This is a genomic window from Thioalkalivibrio sp. AKL10 (assembly GCF_000381845.1).
Classification (GTDB): domain Bacteria; phylum Pseudomonadota; class Gammaproteobacteria; order Ectothiorhodospirales; family Ectothiorhodospiraceae; genus Thioalkalivibrio; species Thioalkalivibrio versutus.
Window position 1 is genome coordinate 364378 of record NZ_KB907144.1, and the last position, 21197, is coordinate 385574.

General features: G+C 66.6%; 15 protein-coding genes, 2 pseudogenes and 2 riboswitches. Of the genes and pseudogenes, 6 read left to right on the forward strand and 11 right to left on the reverse strand.

The genetic code is table 11. From position 1 onward, the window contains the following. Window positions 1-8 precede the first annotated feature (8 nt). The 8 genes from G333_RS0110440 to G333_RS0110475 form a co-directional block, all read right to left on the reverse strand. Window positions 9-3551 carry a PAS domain S-box protein gene (locus tag G333_RS0110440; RefSeq protein WP_019628430.1) on the reverse strand — a complete coding sequence of 1181 codons (3543 nt, stop codon included), beginning with the start codon at window positions 3549-3551 and terminating at the stop codon, window positions 9-11. A gap of 31 nt (window positions 3552-3582) precedes the next feature. Further along, window positions 3583-5955 (reverse strand): PAS domain S-box protein, encoded by a 2373-nt coding sequence (locus tag G333_RS0110445; protein ID WP_019568491.1) that lies wholly within the window; start codon window positions 5953-5955, stop codon window positions 3583-3585. Between the two features lie 247 nt (window positions 5956-6202). After that, window positions 6203-7711: an aminomethyl-transferring glycine dehydrogenase subunit GcvPB gene (gene gcvPB, locus G333_RS0110450; RefSeq protein ID WP_018951164.1), complete on the reverse strand. Its 1509-nt coding sequence runs from the start codon at window positions 7709-7711 to the stop codon at window positions 6203-6205. A gap of 81 nt (window positions 7712-7792) precedes the next feature. Continuing rightward, window positions 7793-8320, reverse strand: coding sequence for a thiol peroxidase (gene tpx, locus G333_RS0110455; RefSeq protein ID WP_018951163.1), 528 nt, complete (start codon window positions 8318-8320; stop codon window positions 7793-7795). Window positions 8321-8385: 65 nt separating this feature from the next. Further along, complete coding sequence (gene gcvPA / locus G333_RS0110460; RefSeq protein WP_018951162.1) at window positions 8386-9738, reverse strand: aminomethyl-transferring glycine dehydrogenase subunit GcvPA; 1353 nt, start codon at window positions 9736-9738, stop codon at window positions 8386-8388. 84 nt (window positions 9739-9822) lie between these two features. Further along, window positions 9823-10215, reverse strand: a complete 393-nt coding sequence (gene gcvH, locus G333_RS0110465) for a glycine cleavage system protein GcvH (protein ID WP_018176402.1) — start codon at window positions 10213-10215, stop codon at window positions 9823-9825. 75 nt (window positions 10216-10290) lie between these two features. After that, on the reverse strand, window positions 10291-11394 hold the full coding sequence (gene gcvT / locus G333_RS0110470; protein ID WP_018938445.1) for a glycine cleavage system aminomethyltransferase GcvT: 1104 nt from the start codon (window positions 11392-11394) through the stop codon (window positions 10291-10293). Between the two features lie 120 nt (window positions 11395-11514). Beyond that, window positions 11515-11626, reverse strand: a riboswitch (glycine riboswitch). Window position 11627: 1 nt separating this feature from the next. Then, window positions 11628-11729: riboswitch (glycine riboswitch) on the reverse strand. 360 nt (window positions 11730-12089) lie between these two features. Then, window positions 12090-13010: a ZIP family metal transporter gene (locus G333_RS0110475; RefSeq protein ID WP_018951160.1), complete on the reverse strand. Its 921-nt coding sequence runs from the start codon at window positions 13008-13010 to the stop codon at window positions 12090-12092. 158 nt (window positions 13011-13168) lie between these two features. Between G333_RS0110475 and G333_RS0110480 the strand changes: the two genes are divergently transcribed. After that, window positions 13169-14560, forward strand: a complete 1392-nt coding sequence (locus tag G333_RS0110480) for a sodium:alanine symporter family protein (protein ID WP_019628431.1) — start codon at window positions 13169-13171, stop codon at window positions 14558-14560. A gap of 64 nt (window positions 14561-14624) precedes the next feature. After that, the gene (nadC, locus tag G333_RS0110485; RefSeq protein WP_019628432.1) at window positions 14625-15458 is read left to right on the forward strand and encodes a carboxylating nicotinate-nucleotide diphosphorylase; all 834 of its coding nucleotides are present in this window, start codon (window positions 14625-14627) and stop codon (window positions 15456-15458) included. Window positions 15459-15774: 316 nt separating this feature from the next. On the opposite strand, the pseudogene G333_RS15395 reads toward nadC, so the two are convergent. Continuing rightward, a pseudogene (locus G333_RS15395) lies at window positions 15775-15979 on the reverse strand (hypothetical protein). Window positions 15980-16317: 338 nt separating this feature from the next. On the opposite strand from G333_RS15395, the pseudogene G333_RS14865 reads away from it, so the two are divergent. Beyond that, window positions 16318-17298 (forward strand): annotated as a pseudogene (locus G333_RS14865) (IS481 family transposase); the annotation flags it as partial. Between the two features lie 231 nt (window positions 17299-17529). Here G333_RS14865 and orn read toward each other — a convergent pair. After that, window positions 17530-18093 (reverse strand): oligoribonuclease, encoded by a 564-nt coding sequence (gene orn, locus G333_RS0110505; RefSeq protein ID WP_019628436.1) that lies wholly within the window; start codon window positions 18091-18093, stop codon window positions 17530-17532. Between the two features lie 128 nt (window positions 18094-18221). On the opposite strand from orn, the gene G333_RS0110510 reads away from it, so the two are divergent. The 3 genes from G333_RS0110510 to rsgA all read left to right on the forward strand — a co-directional run bounded on the left by G333_RS0110510 (window position 18222) and on the right by rsgA (window position 20077). Continuing rightward, entirely contained in the window at window positions 18222-18542 is a 321-nt protein-coding gene (locus tag G333_RS0110510) for a cytochrome c (protein WP_018169367.1), read from the forward strand. Beyond that, complete coding sequence (locus G333_RS0110515) at window positions 18535-18870, forward strand: 4a-hydroxytetrahydrobiopterin dehydratase (protein WP_018169366.1); 336 nt, start codon at window positions 18535-18537, stop codon at window positions 18868-18870. Before G333_RS0110510 ends, G333_RS0110515 begins: the two co-directional genes overlap by 8 nt. Window positions 18871-19180: 310 nt before the next feature. Then, on the forward strand, window positions 19181-20077 hold the full coding sequence (gene rsgA / locus G333_RS0110520; RefSeq protein WP_019628437.1) for a ribosome small subunit-dependent GTPase A: 897 nt from the start codon (window positions 19181-19183) through the stop codon (window positions 20075-20077). Window positions 20078-20387: 310 nt separating this feature from the next. Here the strand turns inward: rsgA and G333_RS0110525 are convergent, their stop codons facing one another. Continuing rightward, window positions 20388-21182: a hypothetical protein gene (locus G333_RS0110525; protein ID WP_019628438.1), complete on the reverse strand. Its 795-nt coding sequence runs from the start codon at window positions 21180-21182 to the stop codon at window positions 20388-20390. Window positions 21183-21197 lie beyond the last annotated feature (15 nt).

Consider the following 21197-nt stretch of genomic DNA (forward strand, 5'->3'; position numbering starts at 1 on the left):
GCGCCCGCTCATGCGGTGGGCGGCGGCGCCAGGGCCACCCGGTTGCGGCCCTCGCGCTTGGCGCGGTAGAGCGCCTCGTCGACGCGCCGCAGCAGCTCGCCGCGCGGCTCGCCGGAATGGAATGCCGCCACGCCGAGGCTCACGGTCACCTGGCCCGCCCGGGGAAAGGCATGCCCGGCCACGCGCGCCCGGACCAACTCCGCCACCCGGGCGCCTTCCTCCGCCGCGGCGCCCGGCAGCAGGACCATGAACTCCTCGCCGCCCCAGCGGCCGAGCACATCCACGCTGCGCAGGCGCTCGCCCGCGACCCGGGTCACCTCCTGCAACACCACATCCCCGGTGGCATGGCCATAGGTGTCGTTGACCTTCTTGAAGTGATCGAGATCGAACATCACCAGCGCGAACCCCTGTCCATACCGCTCGGCACGCCGGACTTCGCGGTCCAGCAGGCTTTCGAAATACCGCCGGTTGGCAACCCCGGTCAGGCGATCATAGAAGGCCTGACGCTCGAGTTCCGCCTGGTTGCGTTCCAGCTCCTGCTGCGTGGCCTTCAGCTCGGTGATATCGACCGCCGTCCCGGCCACCCGGGTCACCCGACCCTCGGTGTCCGCAATCGGGTAGCGGCAGACGCGAACCCAGCGCTGCTCGCCGTCCGGGCGCCGTATGCGGAAGGTCTCGTCGGCCGTTCCGTCGCCGAAAGCCCCGGAGAGAAACACCGCCTCCACCCGAGCGCGGTCCTCCGGGTGCACGGCCTCCAGCATCGCGACCGAGTCGCGGTACAGGTGCTCGCGGCTGTATCCCCAGACCCGCTCGTAGGCCGGATTGACGTAGAGGATCGATTCAGCGTCCTGCAGCCAGAAGACCTCGTTCACGGAGCCGGCCAGTTGCCGGAAACGCGCCTCGCTCTCGCGCAGGGCATCCTCCGCGGCCTTGCGTTGCGAGATGTCGCGCAGGATGGTCGAGATCTGCCGCACCTGCCCGTGATCATCACGGCGAACGATGATCACCTGGGACACCGGCACCTCGCGGCCTTCGCCATCCAGCACGGCGGTCTCGCCCTGCCAGATGCCCTCGCGCACCGCCACCGGGGCCGCCTCCTGCAGGATTTCGTCCGCGGCCCAGGGCGGATGAAACCGCCGGATCGCGCCCTCCAGGGACCCCACCTCGGCCGGCAGGCCCCGTGTGTTCCAGCCGGTCTCGGGGTCCCACGGCTCTCCGGAGGCCGGTGGCAGCCCGAACAATGCGCGCCCACCCGCATTCAGGAACAGCATGCTACCGTCCGGCCCGTGCATGCCGACCACATCGGGGGTGTGCTCCAGGATCCCGACCAGACGGCGCAGATTTTCCTCCAGCGCGCGGCGAGCAGTCACGTCCTGCACCGTCCCGATCAGGCGTCGGGGCTTGCCCCCGGTATCGCGCTCGACCGCGCCGCGCGTGTGGACCACGCGCTCACGGCCATCGGGCCGCAGGACGAGGAAATGAATGTCGAAATCCCCGGTCTCCAGCGCCGATTCCACCGCGGCGGCCACGCGGTCCCGGTCGTCCGGGTGCACGGCCTGCAGGAAACCCGCGTAGTTCGCCTGCCGATCCTCCCGCCGCAGGCCGAAGATACGATAGACCTCGTCCGACCAGCGCGTGCGATCCTCCTGGATCGTCCAGACCCAGCTCCCCACGTGCGCGATGCGCTGCGCCGCGGCCAGTTCCTCGCCACGCTCGCGCAGGGCCTCCTCCATCGCCACCTGCTCGGTAATGTCGATCATCACCCCGTGCCAGACGATGCTGCCGTCCGTTCGCAGGACTTGCGGCGTCGCGCGGCCCTCGACCCAGACCGTCCCGCGTATCGGGTGGCGGACGCGGAAACGCACCTGCCAGGGCCCCAGCGAACGCGCCGACTCCTGGATGCTGACCTGGATCCGCGGAAGATCCTCGGGGTTCACCCGGGCGAAGGCCGCATCGGCATCCTCCTGGATCTGGTCAGGGGACAGCCCGTACACCCGCTGGACGCCTTCGCTGACGAACGGGAAGGCATGCCGCCCGTCCGGATACAACCGATACTGGTAGATCGCCCCGGGCAGGTGGCTGGTTGCCTTGGTCAGACGCGCCTCGCGCTCATGCCGGGCGGTCTGGTCCTGGAACGAGACCACGGCGCCGTCGACCCGCCCGGACACGTCGAACGTGGGTGCGGTAAAGACGCTCACCGGAAACAGGGTCCCGTCGGCCCGCGCGAAGTGATCGTCCCAGGCCTCCAGCGGTTTGCCGGTCTCGAGGACGCGGTAGATCGGACAGGCCTCGGACGGATAGGGCGTCCCGTCCACCAGGGTGTGATGGTTGGTCGAATGCGCGTCCCGCCCGAGGGCATCGCCTTCGCTCTCGAAACCGAGCAGGCGGCAGGCCGCCGGGTTCAGGAAGGTATAGCGGCCATAGCGATCCAGCCCAAACACCCCTTCGGCCAGACTGCCCAGCAGACGCGTCTGGAAGGCCTCGGCCGCCCGCAGCTCGGTGACATCCTCGATCACCCCATCGAACACGAACCGGCCATCCGCATCCTCGGTCCGATAGGCGGTGATCCGGGCACGGAAGGGCCGTCCCCGCAGGGTCTTCAGATCCACTTCGCGACCGATCACCCGCCCATAGGTCTCGAGATCGCGACTGAACGCGTCGCGCTCGAGCGGATCGCGGTAGAGCTCGCGGACCGGCGTCGAGCGCAGCTCGATCTCGTTGGCGGCCTCGAACAGCTCCACCATGGCCGGATTGAGACGGACAAAGCGGCCCTCCGGCCCCGGGGTGTTGCGGTAGACCCCCACCGGGAGGCGACCGAAGGCCACGCCGTAGAACTCCAGCTCGTGTTCGTAGCGCCGGGTCTCCGACACGTCGTGAATGATCGAGTAGAGGTATCGGTGCCCGTCCAGCACCACTGGGCCGGAGTACACCTCGACATCACGAATCTCGCCCCCGCAAATGCGGTGGCGGAAGCGGAAGAAGCGGCGTTCCTCGCGGGCCGCCCGCTCCATCTCCGCATGCACCTCGTCCGCCGAAAGGGTATTGATGTCCTGGATGTGCATGCGCTTCAGCTTCTCGGCCGAATAGCCGTAGAACGCCACCGCGGCCGGGTTGACATCGACGATCCCGCCATCCTCCGGGTTGATCAGCAGCTTCGGGGCGGCATTGGCGGTAAAGGTCTGTTCGTAGACCTGGGCGGCCGAATCGCCCGGCGCCCGGCGCTGGATGGTGGCAAGCCGCCCGTCCGGGTCGGGCGCCAGCACCAGCGTGCAGGCAACCGCCGTCGCGTCCTCCACGTGCGGCGCCCTGAATGAAAGCTCCAGAGTCACTTCGGCCGAACCGGAGCGCGCGAGGGCGTCCATCAACGCCTTGTGCTGCCCCTGCGGCACACAATCGGCCAGCCGCACACCATGGAGGTCGTCCGCCGCGCAGCCCAGCCATTCTGCCAGGCGCGCATTGGCCGCATGGATGCGACCGCTGGCCTCCAGAAACACCAACCCCACGGCGGCCCGGTGGAACAAGCCCGCGCCTGCATGCTCCGCAGGATCCATCAAGTCTCCCTCAGCCGGTTGGCCGTGGCCGTCAATCCTGCCATACGACCCGATTGCGCCCCGAGCGCTTGGCCCGGTACATCGCATCGTCCGCGCGCTTGATCCAGTCCTTGATCGCCTCGCCACGACGACACTCGGCCACCCCCAGACTGATGGTCACCCGCCCGACCCGGGGCAGATCCAGCGCGGCCACCTGCCGGCGCAGATCCTCGGCCAGGCGGCAGGCATCTTCGGCCCGGGTACTGGGCAGCATGACCATGAATTCCTCGCCACCCCAACGACCCAGCACATCGGACTGGCGCAGGCGTTCGCCGGCCGTCGCCACCACCCGGCGCAGGACCTCGTCGCCGATGTCGTGGCCATGGGTGTCGTTGATCCGCTTGAAGTGGTCCAGGTCCAGCATCACCAGCGAACAGGGGTCCGCATAGCGCTCCGCCCGCCGGGCCTCCTGCTCCAGCAATGCCTCGAAATGGCCCCGATTGGCGGCATCGGTCAGCGTGTCGTAGAAGGCCTGATATTCCAGCGCAGCCTCCAGCTCCTTCTGCCGCGAGATGTCGTGGAACATGGCGATGTAGTACTCGATCACACCGCTGGCATCCCGGATCGCGGTCACGATCTCGTGCAGCGGAAAGATCCGGCCATCCTTGCGCCGGTTCCACACCTCGCCGGACCAGTGGCCGTTTGCACGCACGGACTGGAACATCTCCTCATAAAAGCCGCGGTCCTGACGGCCCGAATTCATGATGCGCGGATTCTGGCCCACCGCGTCTTCCTCGGTGAATCCCGTGAGCTCGGTAAAGGCCGCATTGACGCGCTGGATCGTACCCTCGACATCGGTGATGAAGATGGCCTGACTGCTGTCGAAGGTCGCCGCCAGCAGACGCTGCTCCTGCTCCAGATGATGGCGTTCGGTGATGTCCTGGACCGTGCCGATCATCCGCTGGACGCGTCCGTCGGCATCGAACTCTACATAACCGCGTTCGTGCACCACGCGCTCTTCGCCGTCCGGGCGCAGAACCCGGTGCACGATATCAAGCGCCCCGTCCCCACCCAGAGAGGCATCCACCTCGGCCTGGACCCGTTCGCGATCGTCCGGATGCGCCGCATGCATAAAGGCCTCGTGCGTCCCGCCCCATTCACCGCGGGACATCCCGAAAATCCGGAAGACCTCGTCCGACCAGCGAACCTCGTTGCGGACAAAGTCCGACACCCAGTTGCCGATATGCGCGATGCGCTGGGCCTCGGCCAACTCGCGCTCGCGCAGATGCAGGACCTCTTCGGCCTGCACCCGTTCGGTGATGTCCAGGATCACCCCGAACCAGAGCACACTGCCATCCTCCAGTGCCTCGGGACTGGCGTGCCCTTCCACCCAGATCTCGCCGCGCTCGGGGTGGCGCACGCGATAGCGCTGACGCCACGATTCCAGGCAGCGCATGGAGGCCTCGATACTGGCGGCGACCCGATCAACATCATCCGGGTGGATCACGTCGAAGACGCGGCGGGCATCGAGCATTACGGCCTCGGGCGTCACGCCGTACACATCGACCATGCCCTCACTGGCATACGGGAACGACGCCCGGCCATCCGGGTGCTGGCGGTACTGGTAGATCACCCCGGGCATGTTGTGCGCAATCTTTTCCAGATGGCGCTCGGTCTCCACCCGCGCCCCCACGTCCTGGAAGGCACCCACCAGTTCGACGACCGCGCCCTGACCGTCGCGGATCGCGGTAACCTGATCCTCCAGCCATTGCCAGTGCCCGCTGGGCATGCGCTGGCGATAGCTCAGACGACAGAATCCGCGCGCGCCCTCGGCCAGCCAGCGCTTCACCTGGTCGACAGAGCGACGAAAATCCTCGGGAGCCAGATGGGTCCGCAGCCAGTCCGGCTGGGTCGTGATCTGTTCCGGTGCCCAGCCAGTGACCGCCTGCACGTTGCGGCTGAGCCAGGTCATGGTGCCGAAGTCCGACGGGTCCATGGTGTAGATCACCGCGGGACTGGCACGCAGCAGGGTCTCGGTACGCTGCTCCGTCTCCTTGCGCACGGCGATATCGGCGACCGCCACGAGCAGGGCCTCGGGACAGTCCTCGGTGGCCGGGATTCGGCTCGTGGTCATTTCCACCCAGCGCGTCTGGCCGGTGGCATCCAGCAGACGCGCCTCGAAGCTGCTGGTGCTGCAATCCCCGGTCAGCAGGGCGTGACGCCGCGCCGCGCAACGCTCACGGTCGTCCGGGCACACGTAGTCTTGCAGGATCGCGTCGGTCAGATCCGCCGGATCGCAGGCCAGCAAGGCGCCCAGGTGGGGATTGGCGCGCAGGATGCGCCCCTCGGTATCCATCTCGGCCAGCCCCACCGGCGCATGCTCGAACAGCGCCGCATAGCCGTGGATGGCACAAATCTCGCTCATCGGGTTCCTTGCCCGTCTGTGTCTCTCTTTTCGGAGACTTCGTGAAAGACACGCCCGGCGTGTCTTCTGCCCTCGGACCTGGCAGTGGATTGATAGACTGAATCCAGAAAACTACCAGATGACGAGTCTGGTTTCCGCTTGACCCCACAAAAAGGCGTTTACTGCCCTGCAAAACGGAAACGCCCCCGACAAGCGGGGGCGTTTCCGAACGAACCAGGAAGCCCGGGGCCGGCCCCCGGGAATCCCGTCAGCCGTGCGTACCGGTGCGCGGCGCGCTGGCGTCCCCGTCCTCGGCGGGCTGGAACACGACATCCAGCGCCTTGGCGGCGGCCACTTCGTTGAAGCGCCGGTTCGGTAGCGTGTGTGGCGCGCTCTTGATCGTTTCCATGTCGTTCTCCGACTCGGCCAGGATGCAGGCCATCGCCTCGACAAAGCCGTCCAGGGTCTCTTTCGACTCGGTCTCGGTCGGCTCCACCAGCAGGCACTCCGGCACCAGCAGCGGGAAGTAGGTGGTCGGCGCATGGTAGCCGTGGTCGAGCAGGCGCTTGGCCACATCGCCCGCAGTCAGTCCACGTTCCTTGGCCTGCTTCTTCATGGTCACGATGAACTCGTGGGTGGCACGGCGCTTGGGATAGGCCAGGTCGAACCCGGCTGCGGCCAGTTCGCGCGCCAGGTAGTTGGCATTCAGGGTCGAGAATTCGGAGACCCGCACCATGCCCTCGCGCCCCAGCATGCGCATGTAGATATAGGCCCGCAGGAGCACACCGGCGTTCCCGGCAAACGCGGACAGGCGCCCGATGCTCTGCGGACGATCGGACTCCTCGGCAAAGCGGTAGCCGCCCTGCTCCGCCTCGACCACGTGCGGGATCGGCATGAACGGCAACAGCCGTTCGGCCACGCCCACGGCACCGGAACCCGGTCCACCGCCACCATGCGGCGTGGAGAAGGTCTTGTGCAGGTTCATGTGGATCACGTCGAAGCCCATGTCGCCCGGGCGCACCTTGCCGAGGATCGCGTTCAGGTTGGCGCCGTCGTAGTACAGCAAGCCGCCGGCCTCGTGCACGATGCCGGCAATCTGCTTGATGCGCCGTTCGAACACGCCCACGGTGGACGGATTGGTCAGCATGATCCCGGCGGTGTGCGGACCCACGGCGGCCTTCAGGGCCTCGATATCCACGTCACCGGTATCGTCGGTGGGGATCTCGCGCACCTCGTAGCCACACATGATCGCGGTCGCCGGGTTGGTACCGTGGGCGGCATCCGGCACGATGATCTCGCGGCGCTCGGTATCGCCGCGGGAATCGTGGTAGGCGCGGATCATGGCCACACCGGTGTACTCGCCCTGGGCACCCGCCATCGGCGCCAGCGACACGGCCTTCATGCCGGTCACTTCCTTCAGCATCTCCTGCAGCTCGAACATCGTCTGCAGGAAGCCCTGGCTGTGGCTGGCCGGAGCAAGCGGATGCCGGTTCAGGAACCCCGGAAGCATCGCCAGGCTGTTACAGGCGCGCGGGTTGTACTTCATCGTGCACGAGCCCAGTGGGTAGAACTCGGTGTCGATGGAGAAGTTCTTCTGCGACAACCGCGTGTAGTGCCGCACCACGTCCAGTTCCGAGGCCGCCGGCAGACCCGGGGCGGACTTGCGCTGCAGGTTCGCCGGGATGCGGGTCGCGGCGTGGTCGCGCGGCGCCTGGGCCACGGCCGAGCGGCCGGCGCGGGAACGTTCGAAGATCAGATTGGCTTCAGTGGTGCTCATAGCGGTTTCTCGCTTGCGTATTCGGGTGACGGCGACCGGGCACAGGCCCGGCCACCGGCGGCACGGAGGGAGTCCGGCCGATTACTGGGTCGGGCTCAGGTTGGCCCGATCATCCAGGGCCGCGAACGCGGCGTCGTAATCCGGCTCGTCGCCGATCTCGGAGACCAGCTGGGCGTGCATCACCAGGTTGTCGGTATCCAGCACGACCACACCGCGCGCGGTGATCCCGGCCAGCGGGCCGTCCTGGATCAGCACGCCGTAGTCCTTGGCGAAATCGCGATCACGCATCATCGACAGCACGGTCACGCGTTCCAGGTTCTCGGCAGCGCAGAAGCGGCTCATCGCGAACGGCAGGTCGGCGGAGACGATCAGGATCTCGAGATCCGGACGGCTGGCGACCATCTCGTTGAACTTCTTGGTGGAGTCGGCGCAGACCGGGGTATCCAGGCTGGGCACGATGGAGATCAGCTTGCGCTTGTCGCCGAAGTCGGCCAGCGAGACATCCTGCAGATCCTTGTTGGTCAGCTTGAAGTCCGGGGCCGGCGAGCCCACGTGCGGCAGATCGCCGTTGGTGTTGATCGGATTACCTTGCAGCTTGATTTCGGCCATGGTTGCCTCCCGGCTTGATGTGTATGGCGCTTGGTGTCGTTGACCGTGGGAAGCCGATAACCGCCTCAGGCGGCCTGCTCCCAAGTGGTCACGTACTGCTCCAGGTCGGATTCGGTCTTGGTCTCGGTGGCGCAGGCGAGCACGCAGCCATCCAGCTGCGGATAGTCCCGGCTCAGCTCGAGGCCCGCCAGCACGCCGGCATCGGCCATGGTCTGCACGCGGGTCGCGGCATCGCCGCCGAAGTCCAGCGCGACTTCGTGGAAGTACTCGCCGGTAAAGCGCGGCTTGATGCCCTTGGCGGCCAGTTTTTCCACCAGCGCATGGGTGTTGGCGTAGCAGGCCTCGGCCACGCGGGTCAGGCCCTCGTCACCCAGCAGCGACATATGGATCGTCGACGCCGTCACCACCAGTCCCTGGTTGGTGCAGATGTTCGAGGTCGCCTTGGAGCGGCGGATATGCTGTTCGCGCGCCTGCAGGGTCAGCACGAAACCGGGCTTGCCGTCGGCGTCCTCGGCACGGCCGACAATGCGCCCCGGCATCTGCCGGATATGCTTTTTCAGCGTGGTCATGAAGCCGTAGTACGGCCCGCCGGACGACAGCGGCGCACCCAGCGGCTGGCCCTCGCCGACCACGATGTCCACGCCATTGGCGCCCCACTCGCCCGGCGGCTTCAGCAGCGCCAGCGAGACCGGGTTCACCACGGCGATAACCGGGATGCCGCGTTCCTCGGCCCACCCGGTCAGGGCATCCACGTCCTCCAGGATGCCGAAGAAGTTGGGCTGGCTGATCACCATGGCGGTGACGTCGTCGTCCGCATACGGCGCCAGCACCTCCACCGGGGTCTGGCCGGTGGTTTCGTCGAACGGCAGTTCGACCAGTTCGATGCCCTGGTTGCCGATCAGCGTCTTCACCACCTTCCGATAGTCCGGGTGCAGCGCCCCCGGCAGCAGCACCCGCTTGGCCTTGGAGCGGCGATTCACGCGCACCGCCATCAGCACGGCCTCGGCCAGGGCGGAGGCCCCGTCATACAGGGAGGCGTTGGAGACCTCCATCCCGGTCAGGCGGCTGATCATCGTCTGGTATTCGTAGATCAGCTGCAGCGTGCCCTGGCTGGCCTCCGCCTGGTACGGCGTGTAGGCGCTGTAGAACTCGCCGCGCGTAGCGATCTGCCACACGGCGGCCGGGATGTGGTGCTCGTAGGCACCGGCCCCGATGAAATTCGATGGCATGCCGTCCTTCGCAGCCCGCTCCTGCATCAGGCGGGTGATGCCCATTTCGCTCTCGCCCTCGGGGATCCCCGTGAGTGGCGGCGCACGCAGGTCGGCGGGAATCTCGTCGAACAGGTCCTCGACGGATTCGGCGCCAATGCTGTCGAGCATGGCACGGATGTCTTCTTCGGTATGCGGGATAAACGGCATGTCAGGTCTCGCTTTCGCCGATTGCGGCGAAGTTCGGTTGGGTCCCGGCCGGACGCGGCCGGGACCGGTGATACGCGGCTACGCTCAGGATTCCGCCTCGACGTGCGCGGCATAGGCATCCGCATCCATCAGTGCATCCAGCTGGCCGGCATCGGAGGGCTCCACCTTGAACAGCCAGCCATCCTCGAAGGGCGACTCGTTGACCTTCTCGGGGCTGTCGGCCAGGTCCTCGTTGACCGCGGTCACCTCGCCGGAGATCGGCGCATAGATATCCGAGGCGGCCTTGACCGACTCCACCGTGGCGCAGGCCGTGCCGGCCTCGATGGTGCTACCCGCTTCCGGGGCCTCGACAAACACCAGATCGCCCAGCAGTTCCTGCGCGTGATCGGTGATACCCACGGTCACGCTGCCGTCGGCCTCGCTGCGCACCCACTCGTGGCTTTTGGTGTACTTCAGATCCTTCGGTGCTTCGCTCATGACATCTTCCTTTTGCTTGTTAGATCCCGCCTGCGCAGTGTAGTCCGGTGCACGCGGGATGAGGCAATCCTCGCTTCAGTTTTTCGGCAGATCGATCTGCGGCTCGCCGTTGCGGACGAACACCGGCTTGACCACGCGCACCGGCAGCTTGCGGCCGCGGATGTCCGCGTGCAGCTGCTCGGCCTCGACCCCGGCCGGGATACGCGCGAACGCGACCGACACGCCCAGACTGGGCGCGAAACTGCCGGAGGTGACCACGCCGTCGCCGGCCTCGGTTTCGATGCGGGTGCCGCCACGCAGCACCCCGCGACCATCCAGCACCAGCCCCACCATGCGTTCCTTCACGCCCTCGGCCTTCGACTGCTCGATCGGCGCGCGGCCGATGAAGTCCCGCTCGGCATCCTTCAGCGCGATGGTCCAGCCCAGGTTGGCGGTCAGCGGATTGGTCTGGTCGTCCATGTCCGTGCCGTAGAGATTCATGCCAGCCTCCAGGCGCAGGGTGTCGCGCGCGCCGAGGCCGATGGGGTGCACGCCGGCATCCTTCAGCTGTTCCCAGAGACCGTCAGCCTCCTCAGCCGGCAGCATCACCTCGAAGCCGTCTTCGCCGGTGTAGCCCGTGCGGGCGACAAACCACTTGTCATTCCAGACCGCGGAAAACGGCTTGAGATCCCCCGCATTGCGCAAATCGGCCGGCAACAGCGGCAGGGTCTTCTCTACCGCCTGCGGGCCCTGAATCGCAATCAGGGCGAACTCCGGGCGCGGCTCCACGTTCACGTCGAAGTCCTTCGCGACCGCCTGCATGTGAGCGATGTCGCCCTCGGCCGTCGCGGCATTGACCACCGCGCGGTAGGTATCGCCACCGGTCCAGTAGATGATCAGGTCGTCGATCACGCCGCCGGCCTCGTTCAGCATGCAGCTGTACAGCGCGCGACCCTCGGTCTTCAGCTTGGCCACGTCGTTGGCCAGCAGATAGCGCAGGAAGGCCTGGGCCTGCGGGCCGTGGATATCCACGACCTGCATGTGCGAGACATCGAACATGCCGGCGGATTCGCGCACCCGCTTGTGCTCCTCCATCTGGGAGCCGTAATGCAGCGGCATCTCCCAACCGGCGAAATCGACCAGCTTGGCCCCCGCGCGCTGATGCGCGGCATGGAGCGGAGTTGTCTTCAACGTCGTCATCTAGTTCTCGCCTTGCTTGCGTGTCGTGGTCGGCTCGCCGGCATCCGCCGGTAGAACCGCGAGGCCCGGCCGCCGCGCTCCGGGCATAAAAAAAGGGGCGGCCGGCAGAATGAATCTGCCAGCCGCCCCTCTGTCCTGAAACCTGAGAGTTTGCGTCGCGTCAGCCCGTTGTCGGACTGCGTGACCGCCCCCTTCGGTGGGCCGTTTCCGGCCGCTCTCCAGAGTGTGTCTCCTGCACCGTTCCGGTCCTGTAGCCTGAGCGATTCCGGGCGGATGTTGCGCCTTCGGCGTCTGCCAATCGACTGGCGATCGCAGATCTCTTCCAGAACGGTGTGCGGGCATTGTCGAGCGCCCACAGACGAAAGTAATTGTAGACCAAAATACCCTCGCTGCGAAAGCCCGGACGGGCCGCGCCACTATTCCGGCGCCGCGGCCTGCCCCGTCACCTGCCCCCGCATGCATCCAAAAAACACCGTCATTGCGAGGAGCCGAAGGCGACGAAGCAACCTCCGAAAGCTGGCAGTGCGTCACGATCAGCATCCGGTGGTTTCGGACGGAGGTTACTCGCTGCGCTCGCCCTTCGGGCCGGCCTGCGGCCGTTCAACGCGCTGCGCGCTTTTGTGCCGCGTCGCTGCGCTCCTCGCAATGACGGTGCCAGTGGCGACACTCTGCGCGGGCGACACTCTGGGCGCGCCCTACAACGCCATGTCGATCGCAAGCAGGACGACGAAGCCGACCAGCACCCCCACCGTGGCCTGGGCCTCGTGGCCCTTGCGGTGCGACTCGGGGATGATCTCGTGACTGATCACGAACAGCATCGCCCCGGCCGCGAACGCCAGCCCCCAGGGCAGCAGGAACTCCATCAGCGTGATCGCTCCGGCCCCGATCAGGCCGCCGATCGGCTGCACCAGGCCCGTCAGCAACGTCACCCCGAATGCCGCCCACTTGCTGTAGCCCAGCGACAGCAGGGCGATGGCGACCACCAGCCCCTCGGGCATATTCTGCAGCCCGATCCCGATGGCCAGCGCGATCCCGTCGCTCACGTCATCGCCGCCGAAGCCGACCCCCACCGCCAGGCCTTCCGGCAGGTTGTGCAGTGCGATTGCAAAGATGAACAACCAGACGCGGCGGATCTTCTGCGGGTCGGCCCCGCTTTGCGGCCCGATGAAGAAATGCTCGTGCGGCACCAACTTGTGCAGCGCCAGCAATGCACCGCCACCCAGCCCGATCCCCACCGCCAGTACGACAATGGCCATGCCCACGCCGCCGTACTGCGCTTCCGCCTGCTCCACCGAGGGCAGCACCAGCTCGAAGGCCGTGGCCGACAGCATCACCCCGGCGCCGAAACCCATCATTGCATCCTCGACCGACTGGCTGATGCGGCGCAGGAAGAAGATCGGGATCGCCCCCACCGCGGTCATCAGACCGGCGACGAAACTCGCCAGCAAGCCGATCTGCAGGGTGCTCAGATCGGCAATGCGTTCTTCCAGCATCGGCCACAGCAGACTGACCAGCCAGATGAAGACCGCCAGCGCGATCAGCGATCCGACGAGGAAGATCCGGGGCACCGGTTTGCCGTGATCCGGCTCGGAAACGGCGGGAGAGGGTTCGGTCATGCGTCGTCCTTGAGAGTCGAAGCCGCCATTGAAACAGGGTCCATCGCGGCGTTCCACAGACGCGCCCAATGGCCGGGTTCGACAAAAGCTATCGTCAACACCCGTTGTGCGCGGTAGAGTTTTCAGCCAAAGCCGCTCCGGACCACAAGGACCCACCGATGCTCGACACCATCGACCAGTTCCTCGGCGACACCGCCGGCCTGCTTTGGGGCAACCCGCTCACCCTGATCCTGCTGCTGGGCACCGGGCTCTACCTCACCATTCGCCTGGGGCTGGTCCAGGTCGTCGCATTCCGCGAGGGCTGGCGCGCCCTGCGCGGGTCAGATGGACGCGGCGGCGGCACCGGGCAGATCTCGCCGTTCCAGGCGCTGTCGACCGCGCTGTCCGGCACCATCGGTACCGGGAACATCGCCGGTGTGGCCACGGCCATCGCGTTGGGCGGCCCCGGGGCGCTGTTCTGGATGTGGGTGACGGCCTTCTTCGGCATGGCCACCAAGTTCGCCGAGACCACCCTGGCCGTTCGCTACCGCGAGATCGCCCCGGACGGCAGCATCGCCGGCGGGCCAATGTTCACCCTGCTCCACGGCCTCAAGATGAAGAGGCTGGCGATTCTGTTCGCCGTCTTCACCCTGATCGCCTCGTTCGGCATCGGCAACATGGTGCAGGCCAACTCGGTGGTCGACGGCCTGACCTTCATCGTGCCGGATCTGCGCGCCGACGACGACATCATGGGCTGGATGGCCCTGATCATCGGCCTGACCATGGCCGTGCTGGTGGCGCTGGTGATCATCGGCGGTGTGAAGCGCATCGCCATGATCGCCTCGACCATCGTCCCGTTCATGGCCGTGATCTACATGCTGGGCGCCTTCGTGGTGATCGCCGCCAACATCGAGGCCGTCCCGGCCGCGATCGGCACCATCCTGAATCTCGCGCTCAACCCCTGGGCCGCCGGCGGCGGTGCCATCGGCCTCGCCATCCAGTACGGCGTTGCGCGCGGCATGTTCTCCAACGAGGCGGGCCTGGGCTCCTCGGCCATGGCGCACGCCGCGGCCAAGAACGGCGACCCGCCGCGCGAGGGCTCGGTGGCCATGCTCGAGCCGTTCATCGACACCATCGTGGTCTGCACCCTGACCGGCCTGGCCATCGTCGTCACCGGGGCCTACATTGACCGCGCCGACGACGTGGTCGGGGCCTCGCTGACGGCCACCGCCTTCAGCTCCACGCTGGGCCCGTTCGGCGCCATGGTGGTCGGCATCAGCCTGATGCTGTTCGCCTTCTCCACCATGATCGCCTGGTCCTACTACGGCGACCGCTCGGCCTACTTCCTGTTCGGCGAACGCGCGGTGATGCCCTACCGCGTCGTGTTCGTCATCCTCATCGTGATCGGCGCGACCATCCCGCTGGGCGTGGTCTGGAACTTCTCCGACATCGCCAACATCCTGATGGCCGCACCCAACCTGATCGCGCTGATTCTGCTGGCCGGCCTGGTCAAGAAGCTGCGCGACGACTACGTGGCGCATCGCCCGATGCCGGATCGCCATGAGGGATGAGCACAGCTTTGCGGGCGGTCCAGCCGACCCGTTCGCACAGGGCCCCGCACGTCCGGACGCGGCCATGCTGGTGCGCGAGGTCGAAGGCGCCCTCGCGGAGGATCTGGGCCCCGATGGTGTCGACGGCGACCTGACCGCCGCCCTGGTCCCGGCTGAACGGGTGGCGCGCGCGACGCTGCTATTGAAGGAAAGCGCGATCGTTTGTGGCCAGCCCTGGTTCGACCGCGTGTTCGCCAGCCTCGCGCCGGAGACCCGGATCGACTGGCAGGTGGCCGAAGGCACCCACGTGGAAGTGGACGACGAACCGCGCGTGATCGCCACCCTGGAAGGCCCCGCACGGGCCGTTCTGGCGGCCGAACGCGCGGCCCTCAACCTGCTCCAGACCCTCTCCGGAACGGCCACCGAGACCGCCCGCTGGGTCGCCCGCCTGGAGGGCACCGACAGCCGCATCCTCGATACCCGCAAGACCCTCCCGGGCCTGCGCCACGGGCAGAAGTACGCCGTGCGCTGCGGCGGCGGCCACAACCATCGCCTCGCCCTGTGGGATGCCGTGCTGATCAAGGAAAACCACATCGCCGCCTGCGGCTCCATCGCGGCCGCAGTGGAACGGGCCCGCACCCTGGGCGCCGGGCGCTGGGTAGAGGTCGAGACCGAGACCCTCGACGAGGTCGATCAGGCCCTGGCCGCCGGGGCCGACGTGATCATGCTCGACGAGCTGTCGATGGCAGATCTGGCCACGGCCGTGCAGCGCATTCGCGGCCGCGCAATCTCCGAGGCCTCCGGCGGGGTCACACCGGATACCCTTGCGGCCATCGCCGCCACCGGCGTGGACTACATCTCGGTTGGCGCGCTGACCAAGCACCTCCACGCCATCGACTACTCCCTGCGCCTGGACTAGCCCGCGGCTTTCGCGTTGCGATCCCGGCGATTACTGCGCGCCGTTCACCGCCTGGGGCCGGGCCTGGTTCATCCTGCGGAGTTTACGGTGCCCCGGTCCGCCACCTGCCTTGTTGTGGCTGGTCCCAGTTCATCGCTGGGTGTTTACGTGCTTTCGGTCCGCATACTGCCCGGCGCTGACTCGCCAGCGCGCCGCGAGGTCCTTTCTTGCTTGTCCAAGAAAGGACCCAAAGAAGGACACCCGGATTCCGCCCGGGAACCTCGCCCCGGACGCGCTGGGCCGGCGGCGCTGAACTCGCTACGCCTGCCGGCTTCGCTCAGACATCCAGCGCCTTCTCCCGGCCCATCACGCCCTCCGCGAGGGGCTCCATACGGGAGGAGAAGGTCAAAACCGACCGTATCCCGCGCTTCCGCCTAACCATAAGCATCGCCGCCGGAAAGCCCCGGCGCCCGCCGCGCGGGCGCGGCACGCAACGGCCACAGGCCGAGCGTGCCGAAGATGTACGAACAACTAGCCATCATCCACTGGTAGTAACGTTGGGATAGCCGTTGTTTGGACCTACCTCCCCGTTGTCGTCGCGCCGAGTGGAGAGGGTTTTCGCGGGACGATTCTAAATTGACACGGGGCGCTGGATGTCTGAGCGGAGCCGAAGGCACAGCGAGTTCAGCGCCGCCCGCGAAAAGCCTCGGAGCGAGGGAAACCCCGGCCCGCGCAGCGGGCCGGGGTCGCGGCAGTCGGGCGTGTTTCTTGGGTACTTGTCAGGTCTCAGGTGGTTACCTACCGTCGGAGAAGGAGCCGCTGTTTCGAGCTCGGGAGTGGCTAGCTACCCTGTTGGCAGAGCCCCACCGGAGGTGATTCGATGTCCAGTGCGATTCACGTGAACGCCCGTACCACCCCGCGGACCCGGCGCGAGATCCAGCAAGCACCGCCGTCGGTCCGTCACCGGGACCTGGCACGCCGCCTGGGCATCAGTCGCCATACGGTGATGAAGTGGCGCCACCGGGAAGACACCCAGGACCGGTCTCACCGCCCGCACCAGATGAAGACGGCCCTGACGCCCGGAGAGGAAGCCATCCTCATCGCGGTACGCGAGTGGCTGTGGCTGTCGCTGGATGATCTGCTGGTCGTGGCCCGCGAGTTCGTGCAGCCGGACCTGAGCCGCGCCGCCCTGGACCGCTGCCTGCGCCGCCACGGCGTGGCCAGCCTGAAGGCGCTGCGGCAGCAGGCCGAGGGGGAGCCGGCGCCACCCCGCAAGGCCTTCAAGGCGTACGTCCCGGGCTTTGTGCATGTGGATGTGAAGTACCTGCCGAAGCTGGCTGAAGAGTCCTCGCGTCGCTATCTGTTCGTGGCGATCGATCGGGCGACTCGCTGGGTCTATCTCGAAGTTCGTTCATCCAAGTCCGGGGCGGCAGCGCGAGACTTTCTGAAACGGCTGCTCGAACGGGCACCGTTCTACGTCACGCATGTACTGACCGACAACGGCAAGGAGTTTACCGACCGTTTTGTGGTCACCGGAGAGCGCCAGCCGACCGGCCGTCACCCATTCGACCGGCTGTGCGCCGAACACGGCATCCAACACCGCCTGACCCAGCCCAGAAAGCCCCAGACGAACGGGATGGTCGAGCGCTTCAACGGGCGCATTGCCGATCTCCTGCGCACGTACCACATCGACTCCAGCGAGCAGATGCAGGACGCCCTGTACCATTACCTGTACTTGTACAACCACGCCATCCAGCAAAAGGCCCTGGGTCACCGAACGCCCGTAGCGGCCCTCAAGGCGTGGCAGCAAACCCACCCCGACTGCTTTCGAAAACGCGTTTATAACCAGCCGAGACCTGACAGGTACTTCTTTGCACGAGCAAAGAAGTACCCCGCGGTGCGCTCGCGAGAGAGCGCGTGGCAGGCGGCGGACCGACGCCACCGTAAACACCAGACGATGAACCGGGACCAGCCTTCTGGGATCGGCGCGGCACAGAGGCCACCAGAAACACCAGATGTCGAACGGGACCCAGCCAGGGCGAGCACAGCACACACACCCCAAGTGCGCCATGGGGTCTGGAAGGACGGGAGGCTAGTTCTGCGACGCCAGCGGCATCTGGATGAAGCGTTCGCGGTACAGGCGCAGTTCGTCGATGGAATCGCGGATATCCTGCATGGCCTGGTGCGACGCGTTCTTGCGCAACTGCGCGATCACGTCCGGCGCCCAGCGCCGCGCCAGCTCCTTCAAGGTGGAGACATCCAGATTGCGGTAGTGGAAGTACTGCTCCAACTCCGGCATCAGGCGCGCCATGAAGCGCCGGTCCTGGCAGATGGAATTGCCACACATCGGCGAGGCCCCCTTCGGCACATACTGCGCCAGGAACTCCAGGGTCGCCTGCTCCGCATCGCGGGTGTCCGACGAGCTGTTGCGCACCCGTTCGATCAGCCCCGATGTTCCATGGGTGCGCTGGTTCCATTCGTCCATCCCCTCCAGCACCTCGGCCGGCTGGTACAGGGCGATGACTGGCCCTTCGGCCAGGATGTTAAGGTCCTTGTCGGTGACGATGGTCGCCACCTCCAGGATCCGGTCGGTTTGCGGCTCCAGACCGGTCATCTCGAGATCGATCCAGATCAGGTTTTCGGCATTCACGGCCATGTCGCGTACTCCTTCGCGGGGAGGCCGTCGTGTGACGACCACGGCCCTTTCATATGCCGCAGGAGTCTATCATCATGGTTGCGGGGCCTGTGGCCCCGGACTCCAACCCCCGTGATCAGGAGGGAACAATGCGACATACCAACGCACGTATTGCCGCCGGCACTGCCGCGCTGGCCCTGAGCCTTGGCGGCGCGAACATCGCGCTGGCGGATGACATCCGCATGGGACAGGAGCTGCACAGCGACAACTGCATCAGCTGTCACGCCGACATGGTCGGAGGCGATGGCTCCGACCTCTACACGCGATCAAACCGCATGGTCGGCTCGCACGACGAACTGGTGGCCCAGGTTAACAACTGCAACGTGAATCTCGGCACCAACTGGTTCGACGACGAGGTCAATGCCGTGGTCGCCTACCTCAACGCGGAGTACTACCAGTTCGATGACTGATCTGAAGACCAAGCACTGCCAGTCCTGCGAAGGCTTTACCAACCCGATGCCACGGGACGATGCCCAGCGCGCCCTGGGACAGCTGCACGATGCCTGGGGTATCGACGAAACCGGCAAGAGTATCCAGCGCAGCTTCAAGTTCAAGAACTTCCACGAGACCATGGCGTTCGTGAACGCCGTCGCCTGGATCGCGCATGGCGAGGATCATCACCCCGACATGGCGGTCGGCTTCAACCGCTGTGCGGTGGAGTTCTCGACCCATGCCATCGGCGGGCTGAGCGAGAATGACTTTATCTGTGCCGCGCGCGTCGATGCCCTGTTCGACTAACCCTAGGGGAACACTGATCAATGTACACGTTCGCGTTGGTCCCCCAGGTTTTCCGAGACAAGGCGCGGTCCGCAGCCGGTAGTGGTTCTACCGGCAAGGGGCGCAACGCAGGATCGGGGAACCTGGGGAACCAACCCCACAAGCTATCGAATGAAGGGGCTCGGCCACTTTTGCGCGCGCACGGCGTTGCGGCTCCCTTGTGCAGAACGCTGCACGGCAGTCACCGCGCCTTGTTCGCACGCAAAAGCGACTCGAGCGCGAACGTGTACATTAATCAGTGTTCCCCTAGCCGCCACAGCCGAGTACGAGCTTGACGCAGATCGCCCGGGTCTTCGCCCGCCACAACCAGATGGCCGACATCGCGGGGCCCGGCGCGGCCCCGCGTCGGTTACGCCTGCACCGCCGCTTCCGCGACCTCGCCTGCGGCGACCTGGTCGAGCTGGATGCCACCGGCGACGAGGTGGCCCGCCAGCTGGATCGCAACAACGTGCTCGTGCGCCGCGACGGCTTCGGCCGGCGCAAGGTCATCGCGGCCAATATCGACTGCGTGTGGATTGTGATCGCGCCGGAACCGGCACCCTCGCGCAACCTGATCGACCGCTTTCTGGTGGCAATCCTCAACCTGCCTGCCCGCCCCCGCCTGCTGATCAACAAGCAGGACGAGGGGCCCGCGGCCCGGCCCGAGTGGCTGGACGCCTACCGCCAGCTGGACCTGGATCCGCTATTCGTCAGCGCCAAAAGCGGGTTCGGACTGGACGACCTGGCGGCGGCTGCGGCCGGCCAGACCAACATCCTGGTCGGGCAGTCCGGTGTCGGAAAGTCCTCGCTGGTCGCCGCGCTGCTCGAGCAGTACGGGATCGTCGACGCGATCGCGCCAACCACGGGCGACCTGGCCGCCTCCGGCGAGGGACGCCACACCACGGTCACCGCCCAGTGGTTTCCACTGGCCAACGGCGGCGCCTGGATTGACTCGCCCGGCGTGCGCGATTTCACGCCCGAAATCCCGTCCCTGGACACCCTGGAGCGCGGCTTCCCGGACATCGCTGAGCGCGGTGATCAATGCCGCTTCCGTGACTGCCGCCACCAGAGCGAGCCCGGTTGTGCGGTACTGGCCGCGATCGAGGCCGGCGAACTCCCCGCCGCACGCCTGCAGGCCTGGCACGCCCTCGCCGCCGAGATCCCCGCCCAGAACCGCGCGCGCGGGTAACTTTTCCTCGACGAAGCGCACGAAGAACACCCAGGGTTACCAAGCGATTAACGGGAAGGGGACGCCTGGACGAAGAAAGGCATTGGAAATGCGCGTGTTCGGTGGCGCCCCGGGACGATCCGTGCGAGTCAGCGAATTCCAGTCGGGATTTCTCCCAACCTCCCAATGCCCTGTGAATCGCTTTTCCGGCCCTTCTTCGTGCCTTCGTGTACGTCGTGGTTGCGCCAGACGAGTTCGGAGAGGCCGCACGGTGGCGTGCAGTGAGAGTTGCGGCGAAACGTGTGCAGGTGTCGCGGCCGGGGGGCCGGGATCAGAAGGTCAGGCCCATCTCGACGCCGATGACCGAGGAGGCCGGCTCGCGGCTCACGCCTTCGAACTCGAGGCGATCGGCCAGCCAGTTATCCGCGGAGTTCAGCGAATAGTCGTCGTAGTACAGGCTCAGGGACAGCTCGGACTGGTTCTGCAGACGCAGGCGGCCATCCAGGCTCAGGTAACCGGCGGTGCGGCCCGTCTCGCGACTGCGATCACCGTAGCCGAAGCCCAGATCCCGATCCTCGCTGGACAGGGGCTGGCGCACGCCCACTCGGAACTGGCTGTCGAAACGCCCGGAGGCGAAGGTCGGCCCGAAGCTGAAATCGGTGAAGTACGCGGTGGACTCACCGGACGGCCCGAGTTCGTTCCAGTCCGGACGCGTCTCCATGCCCACCCCAAGATTCAGGCCGTAGCCGAAGCCCCCACCCAGTTCCTGGTGATAGCCACCCACCGCCTCGAACAGGCGTGTCCCGCCAAAGGCATTGTCGGCCTCGTCCAGGGCCGAGGCATCGCCGGTACTGCGCACCGACAAGCGGTAGCGCGATTCGGTGTCGCGCCCCGTTTCCGGCTCGTCGCGCAACGTCACCCCCGCCCCACCGATCCCCTGGGTCTGGGGTGGCGCAACCAGCGAGTAACGGTCGGCGGCGCTGGCAGCGCCCGTGCCCAGTGCGAGACCCGCAACCACCAGCGAAGCCACGAACCAGCCCGAGCGCCACGCGCGCGCACGAAGCGGCCGCAGGCATTGTGCCTGCGGCCGCTTCAGGGCTGCACCGTTCGATCCTTGTCGCGTCACACCAGCAATCCGTGT

Excerpts from the sequence above, each read along its gene's own strand:
- G333_RS0110440 (WP_019628430.1), bottom strand. The coding sequence starts at position 3,551 with ATGGATCCTGCGGAGCATGCAGGCGCGGGCTTGTTCCACCGGGCCGCC.
- G333_RS0110445 (WP_019568491.1), bottom strand. The coding sequence starts at position 5,955 with ATGAGCGAGATTTGTGCCATCCACGGCTATGCGGCGCTGTTCGAGCAT.
- gcvPB (WP_018951164.1), bottom strand. The coding sequence starts at position 7,711 with ATGAGCACCACTGAAGCCAATCTGATCTTCGAACGTTCCCGCGCCGGC.
- tpx (WP_018951163.1), bottom strand. The coding sequence starts at position 8,320 with ATGGCCGAAATCAAGCTGCAAGGTAATCCGATCAACACCAACGGCGAT.
- gcvPA (WP_018951162.1), bottom strand. The coding sequence starts at position 9,738 with ATGCCGTTTATCCCGCATACCGAAGAAGACATCCGTGCCATGCTCGAC.
- gcvH (WP_018176402.1), bottom strand. The coding sequence starts at position 10,215 with ATGAGCGAAGCACCGAAGGATCTGAAGTACACCAAAAGCCACGAGTGG.
- gcvT (WP_018938445.1), bottom strand. The coding sequence starts at position 11,394 with ATGACGACGTTGAAGACAACTCCGCTCCATGCCGCGCATCAGCGCGCG.
- G333_RS0110475 (WP_018951160.1), bottom strand. The coding sequence starts at position 13,010 with ATGACCGAACCCTCTCCCGCCGTTTCCGAGCCGGATCACGGCAAACCG.
- G333_RS0110480 (WP_019628431.1), top strand. The coding sequence starts at position 13,169 with ATGCTCGACACCATCGACCAGTTCCTCGGCGACACCGCCGGCCTGCTT.
- nadC (WP_019628432.1), top strand. The coding sequence starts at position 14,625 with ATGCTGGTGCGCGAGGTCGAAGGCGCCCTCGCGGAGGATCTGGGCCCC.
- orn (WP_019628436.1), bottom strand. The coding sequence starts at position 18,093 with ATGGCCGTGAATGCCGAAAACCTGATCTGGATCGATCTCGAGATGACC.
- G333_RS0110510 (WP_018169367.1), top strand. The coding sequence starts at position 18,222 with ATGCGACATACCAACGCACGTATTGCCGCCGGCACTGCCGCGCTGGCC.
- G333_RS0110515 (WP_018169366.1), top strand. The coding sequence starts at position 18,535 with ATGACTGATCTGAAGACCAAGCACTGCCAGTCCTGCGAAGGCTTTACC.